Source organism: Myxococcus sp. AM011, from assembly GCF_013372595.1.
Lineage (GTDB): Bacteria > Myxococcota > Myxococcia > Myxococcales > Myxococcaceae > Myxococcus > Myxococcus eversor.
Genome location: NZ_JABXEM010000435.1, coordinates 1 through 5,543, shown reverse-complemented (window position 1 = coordinate 5,543; position 5,543 = coordinate 1). Strand labels below are relative to the sequence as shown.

The window sequence follows — 5,543 nt, the reverse complement described above, 5'->3', positions numbered from 1 at the left end:
CCGGGGGGGATGGGGTCTCCCTCGCGACGGAGGATCTGAAGCGTGTTGTCGGATGAGTTGAGGATGTAGAGGTACGGGTCCAGGACCAAAACCTGGTTGGGAGCGCGGCCCGTGTCGTTGCGCGCGGGCAGCACGCCGTAGTCACTTAGACGCGCCTGGACGAGCTTGCGTGTGGAGTCGAGCACCAGCAGCACGTTCATCATCCGCGCCGCGCTCTGCGGAGACGAGGCCACCAGGGTGTTCGGGCCCTTGAAGTCCGAGCCGGACTGGATGCCCACCACCTGCCCGGTGTTGAAGCACGTGGCCACCACATCGTAGGTGCACACGCCGCCCCGGCAACTGCGAGCGTCGCCGCAGGCGTTGTCGCAAGCGCCGCAGTGGAGGTTGCTGACGGCCGGATTGATACACCCGTTTGAACACTGAAGCATGCCCCCAGCGCAGCTCCCCTGGCAGTCGCCATTCATGCACACCTCGAACGGTTGGCAGACCTTGCCGCCTTCGCCCGCGCAGCCGCCGCAATGCTGGGGCGAGGACTGGGTATCGACACAGGCGTCGCCGCAGGCCGTGGCGCCCTGCTGACAGCGGCACGCGCTCTGCGCGCAGAGCTGTCCGGTGCCGCAGGTGTTGCCACACTCGCCGCAGTTCGCGGACTCGCTGGTGAGGTCCACGCAGGTGTCCCCGCAGCGGGAGAGTCCCTCGCTACAGACAACGCCTTCGTCGGGGCAGCCCGTCAGCAGCAGGCACGACAGCAGGGAGACCAGGACGGCGACGTGTCGCCCGGGAGGAAGTGGCGCGGCATTCATGGGGTGTCCGCCTTTTTTCGAGGGGAAGAGGGAGAGACGTCGAGCGACATCGCCACGGAGGCGAGCACGGCGCGGCCCGGCAGGGGATAGCCGTCGAAGTCCTCGACGAAGGTGTCGAAGACATTCTTGAAATCGAGAGAGAGGGTCAGTGCGGGATGGCGTCCCAAGATAGTGGACACGCCCGCGTGCAGCAGCGCCCGGGCCGGCAGCACCAGCTCCCCGGTGCGGTTGCGAAGCTGCGAGGATTGGGCCCGCAGCTCCACGCGGCCCGTCAGCCAGGAAGGCCCGGCGGCCACGCGCGCGGACACGGTGTGACGCGGACGGAGCGGAAGCTCCTTCAGGTAGTAGCGCGGGTCGTCCCGGAGGTTGCGCGAGACGAGCACCGTGTACGCCAGGGAGCCCGACATGTAGGGCGTGGGTCGCGCCTCCGCGTCCACTTCCAGCCCCGAGACGCGCGCCGAGGCGAAGTTGAAGGGCTTCGCGGCGAACGGGGGATAGGCCTCGTAGGCGATGAGGTCCTCGTAGAGGCTATGAAAGGCACCCACGGACACGAGCGAGCGCTCCGTGTGGTGGGCCAACGCCACGTCCGCGGACACGGCCCGCTCGGCGCGCAGGTCCGCGTTGGGCAGCAGCGTGCCCTGGCGCACGTACAACTCCAGCATCGAAGGCGCGCGGTGGGCCTGTCCCACGTTGGCGCGCAGCTCCAGGCCGGCGGGCAGTGACACCAGGGCCCCCAGCTTGGGAGACCACAGGGTGTATGGGCCCACGCGCTCCAGTCGCAGCGAGGGCGTCACGTGCAGGCGCCCCGAGAAGAGCGCGACGTCGTCCATCGCCATGACGCTGGCGCGCAGCCAGGACGTCCGCTCCTCCGTCGGCGTGGCGACCCCGTTCGTGGACAGGCCTTCGCCACCCACGCTCGCCAGCGCTGAGACGACGTGCGAGTCACCCAGGGGCCTTCGCCCCTCGAACTCTCCGCCACCCGCGCGCAGCACCTGCACGCCCTGCTGCGACACCGGGCCGCCGGACAGCTCCAAGCGCTCCTGTCGGAAGTGCGCGCGCGCCGACACGTCGACCCGGTTCGCGAGCGAGCCGAGCACGCGCAGGCTCAGCACGCCCCGGCGACTGGACTGACGAGCGTCCGCGACGGGGTTCTGCACCGTGCCCGCGAGTCCGCGTCCTTCCAGCGAGCCCTCGCCCATCGCATCCACCACCACGCCCGGAGCCAGCCGATGCCTCACGCGCAGCAGCGCACCCGCGCCCCGTGCATCGTTGTTGTCGCGCCGTCGCGTCTCGGGCGCGTCTCCCGGCAGCGTGGGCGTGGTGTCGAAGGGGTAGGAGAAGCCGCCAGAGGAGGTGCCACCATGCACGAGCAGGAGCAGCTCACTGTCCAGCAGCGGGCCGGTGGCGGCGAGCCAACCCGTCGCCGTATCCCAGCTTCCGTAGCTCACTTCCCCGGACAGGCTCAGCGTGTCGCCAGGGCTGCGGGTGACGATGTTCACCACGCCGCCGAGCCCACCGCTGCCATAGCGTGCACCCGCGCTGCCTCGCAGCACCTCGAACTCGCGAGCGAGCGCCAGGGGGATGCGCGACAGGTCCGCGCTGCCACCCGCGCCGTTGAGGGGGATGCCGTCGAGCAGCACCAGCGTCCCGTTCGACGAAGCGCCGCGGACGACGAGGCTCTTGCTCTGGCCATACCCGCCCGACTCCTGGATGGCGACACCCGGTGACGTGGCGAGCACCTCGGCGGTGTCGCGGGCCGTGCCGCCGCGCTCCTCCACGGAGATGACGGTGACGACGCTGCTGGGGTCCCGTTGCGAGGCGCGGTCCATCGGCTCGGGGTCGGGCACCTTGCCCACCACGTCGATGACCTCGGACAACGGTGGGGTGCCAGCGTCCTCGGAGGATTGGGCCCGCACGGAGGCGCCTGCCAGCAGCGCCAGTCCCAGGCACCACCTCGCGAACGCTGTCCTCACGCTCCCGCACCGGGAGCGAGTCCCGGACCGAAGCCGAGAATGGAAGCCCGGCGCAGCGAGCCGAGCATCCGCAGCAGCCGTCCTTCATCCAGCGTGGCGTCTTCCCGAGCGGCACGTTCGAGCAATCGCCAGCCCGTCATGCGGGGTTCGATGGTCTTCACCAGCTCCGCGAGGGAAGGGGAGACGAGTTGGAGCACCGTGCCCCACGGAGTCCGCACGCGGAACGCGCCACAATGTCTCCACCCGCCGGTCATCTGGCGCGCATCCTCCAGGGCGCGACCTTCCGCGTCCAGGGCGAACCCGAGTGGCTCCTTCAACAGGTGCCCCAGGTCGTTTTCACCCGCGAGACCGCCGGGCTCGGGAGGAAGCCGCTCTCCGAGCACGTGCAGTTCCAGGTCCAGCAGTGAACCGTAGGCCGCCTGCTTCATGACGAGGTGCTCACCCAGCACGCAGCCGTCGAGCCCCGTGGACAGCAGGCACCACAGGGCGTCCTCGGGTGTCTCGACGATGGGCTCTCCCGCGACGTTGAAGGAGGTGTTGAGCAGGACGGGCACCCCGGTGCGGGCATGGAACGCCGTGAGCAGCGCGTGCAGCAGCGGGACGTGCTCCGCGCGGACCGTCTGGACGCGGCCGGTGCCGTTGACGTGGGCGACGGCGGGGACGCGATGACGCTGCGCCTCACGAAAGCGCCATACCCGCAGCATGAAGGGACTGTCGTCGGACTCCGTGGCGTCGAGGTCGAACCACTCGCGTGCATGCTCCGCGAGGATGGCGGGCGCGAAGGGGCGGAAGGCCTCGCGGAACTTCACCCGGCTGTTGAGGACGTCCTTCATGTCACCGGGACGCGGGTCGCAGAGGATGCTCCGCTGCCCGAGCGCGCGCGGGCCCAGCTCGGAGCCTCCCTGGAACCACCCGAGCATCTTGCCCTCCACCAGCAGGTCCGCGACGGCGGGCACCACCGAGGGCAAGCGACGGGACACGACGGCGGGAGTCGCCTGGATGGCGCGCTCCATCCAAGCGGAGGGATACGTCCTGCCCACGCTGTCCTGCTGGAGCCTTCGACTGGAGCGGCGACCTGTCAGGTGCCAGAGCCCGTGGTACGCCGCGCCCAGGGCCGTGCCGCTGTCCTCGGCGGCGGGCATGACGTAGACGTCCCGGAAGCCCGCTTCGGTGAAGAGGCGCTCGTTCGCCACGCTGTTGAGCGCGACGCCACCCGCGTAGCAGAGCGTGTCGCAGGACGTGCTCGCGCGCAGTCGTCGGACGACGTGTAGCAGCCCTGCTTCCAGCGCCGCCTGTGCGGAGGCCGCGAGGTTCCGATACTCCTCCTGTCGCGCGGGCCAGCGCTCGTTGTGAGGGAACCGCCGAGGCACGGCGTCGGAGAAGACGAACCGTCCGTCGACGATGTCGAAGAAGTCGGTGACGGGGAGGTCGGGCGCGCCATGGGGCGCGAGGCCCATGACCTTGCCCGGCCCCTCGAGCACGTCCGAGAAGAGCTGTCGCCCGACGGCGGAGTACAGGCCGCCCAGGCTGCCGAAGCGTGGCATCCCCTGGAAGTGCTCCAGCTCCGCGGAGGCGGTGACCTCCAGGAAGGTCCCCAGGTGTTTCTCCAACGGGACGAAGCCTTCGCGTGAGGCGCGGTAGACGGAGAGCGTCTCTTCTCCGCGTCGCTCGGAGACGACCGCCGCCAGCTCCTCTGGGGGCAAGTCGTTGACGTTGGAGCCGAAGCCGTCGGCGACGAGCACCAGGGCCTCGTCGAAGCCGGACGTGGCGAAGGCGCCGACGGCGTGTCCCAGATGATGTGAGAGGGTGAGGGTCGGCACCCCCGTCCTCTGGAGGGCGAGGTCGGGGTTGGCCCGCACGTCGAACAGGGGCCCACGAGGCCCCATCAGCGAGCAGCACGCGACGAGGCTCAGGTCCTCGGGTTGGATGCCCGCGTGCTCCAGGCAGTAGCGCACCGACAGCGATGCGAGGCCGCCAGGAAGCCACGCCCGCTTGCGTCGCAGCAGGCGCTCTTCCTGGATGGCCACGACCACTTCGTCGCCGCGCAAGAGACACGCGGCGCCGTTGTGGTTCGACGCGCCAATGCCCAGCACCCACGGAGCGCTGTGGCCCGACATGGGAGTGCCTCAGTTCGCCGGAGCGGGCTCGGGCCTTAGTGAAGGCGCCTGGGGCGGAGCGACCTGGGGGGCCTGCTTGCGAGGCGCGGGAGCGGCGGGTGCGGGCGCGGCGACGTTGAAGAGGTTGACGAGCACGCCCACGGCCGCGAGCTGGGACGTGGTCGGGTTGTAGTCAATGGCCTCGCCGATGGGGAAGTCCACGGAGCTGGAGGCCTGGACCTGGAGCTGGCCGTCGGGGGTGACGAGGACGGTCCACAAGAGCCCCTCCTGCGTGGTGGCGAAGACGTATGGCTGACCGCCGACGCGGGCCATGGCGGCGCGGAACGCGAAGGACTGGGGCAGGGACAGGTTCTGCTTCAGGTCCACGGAGCCCTGGGACTGGAACTCCGCGGGGCGCACGCGGAAGAGCCACGTGTTCTTGTCCGAGGGGCCCACGGAGCAGGCCACGGCCACGAGGTCGTCATCGAGGATGGCCAGGCCGTTGATGCCGCGCTGGGCGCCCGGGTTGTAGCGCTTGCGGGCGAGCACGTTGCCCTGGGGGAGCTGGAGCATCACCAGGTCTCCGTCCTCGGCGCCGGTGATGACGACGCCATTGCGCCACGCGACGATGTCGCGCACGTTCCAGAGCTGGAAGGGGCTGGGGATGGGGT

General features: G+C 70.1%; 4 protein-coding genes. All 4 read right to left on the bottom strand.

All coding sequences use genetic code 11. The annotated features are described in order from the left end of the window. The coding region (locus HUW62_RS45445; protein WP_303626922.1) for an MXAN_6577-like cysteine-rich protein at nucleotides 1–803 on the bottom strand (803 nt) is incomplete at its 3' end. Then, nucleotides 800–2,776 (bottom strand): TonB-dependent receptor, encoded by a 1,977-nt coding sequence (locus HUW62_RS45440; protein WP_176437997.1) that lies wholly within the window; start codon nucleotides 2,774–2,776, stop codon nucleotides 800–802. The genes HUW62_RS45445 and HUW62_RS45440, both read right to left, overlap by 4 nt. Next, entirely contained in the window at nucleotides 2,773–4,893 is a 2,121-nt protein-coding gene (locus tag HUW62_RS45435) for a carbamoyltransferase C-terminal domain-containing protein (RefSeq protein ID WP_176437996.1), read from the bottom strand. Before HUW62_RS45435 ends, HUW62_RS45440 begins: the two co-directional genes overlap by 4 nt. Before the next feature lie 9 nt (nucleotides 4,894–4,902). Beyond that, nucleotides 4,903–5,543: hypothetical protein (locus tag HUW62_RS48245; protein ID WP_217911962.1), on the bottom strand; the 641-nt coding region annotated here is incomplete at its 5' end.

Coding starts and splice junctions, on each gene's coding strand:
- HUW62_RS45435 (WP_176437996.1), bottom strand. CDS start 4,893: ATGTCGGGCCACAGCGCTCCGTGGGTGCTGGGCATTGGCGCGTCGAAC.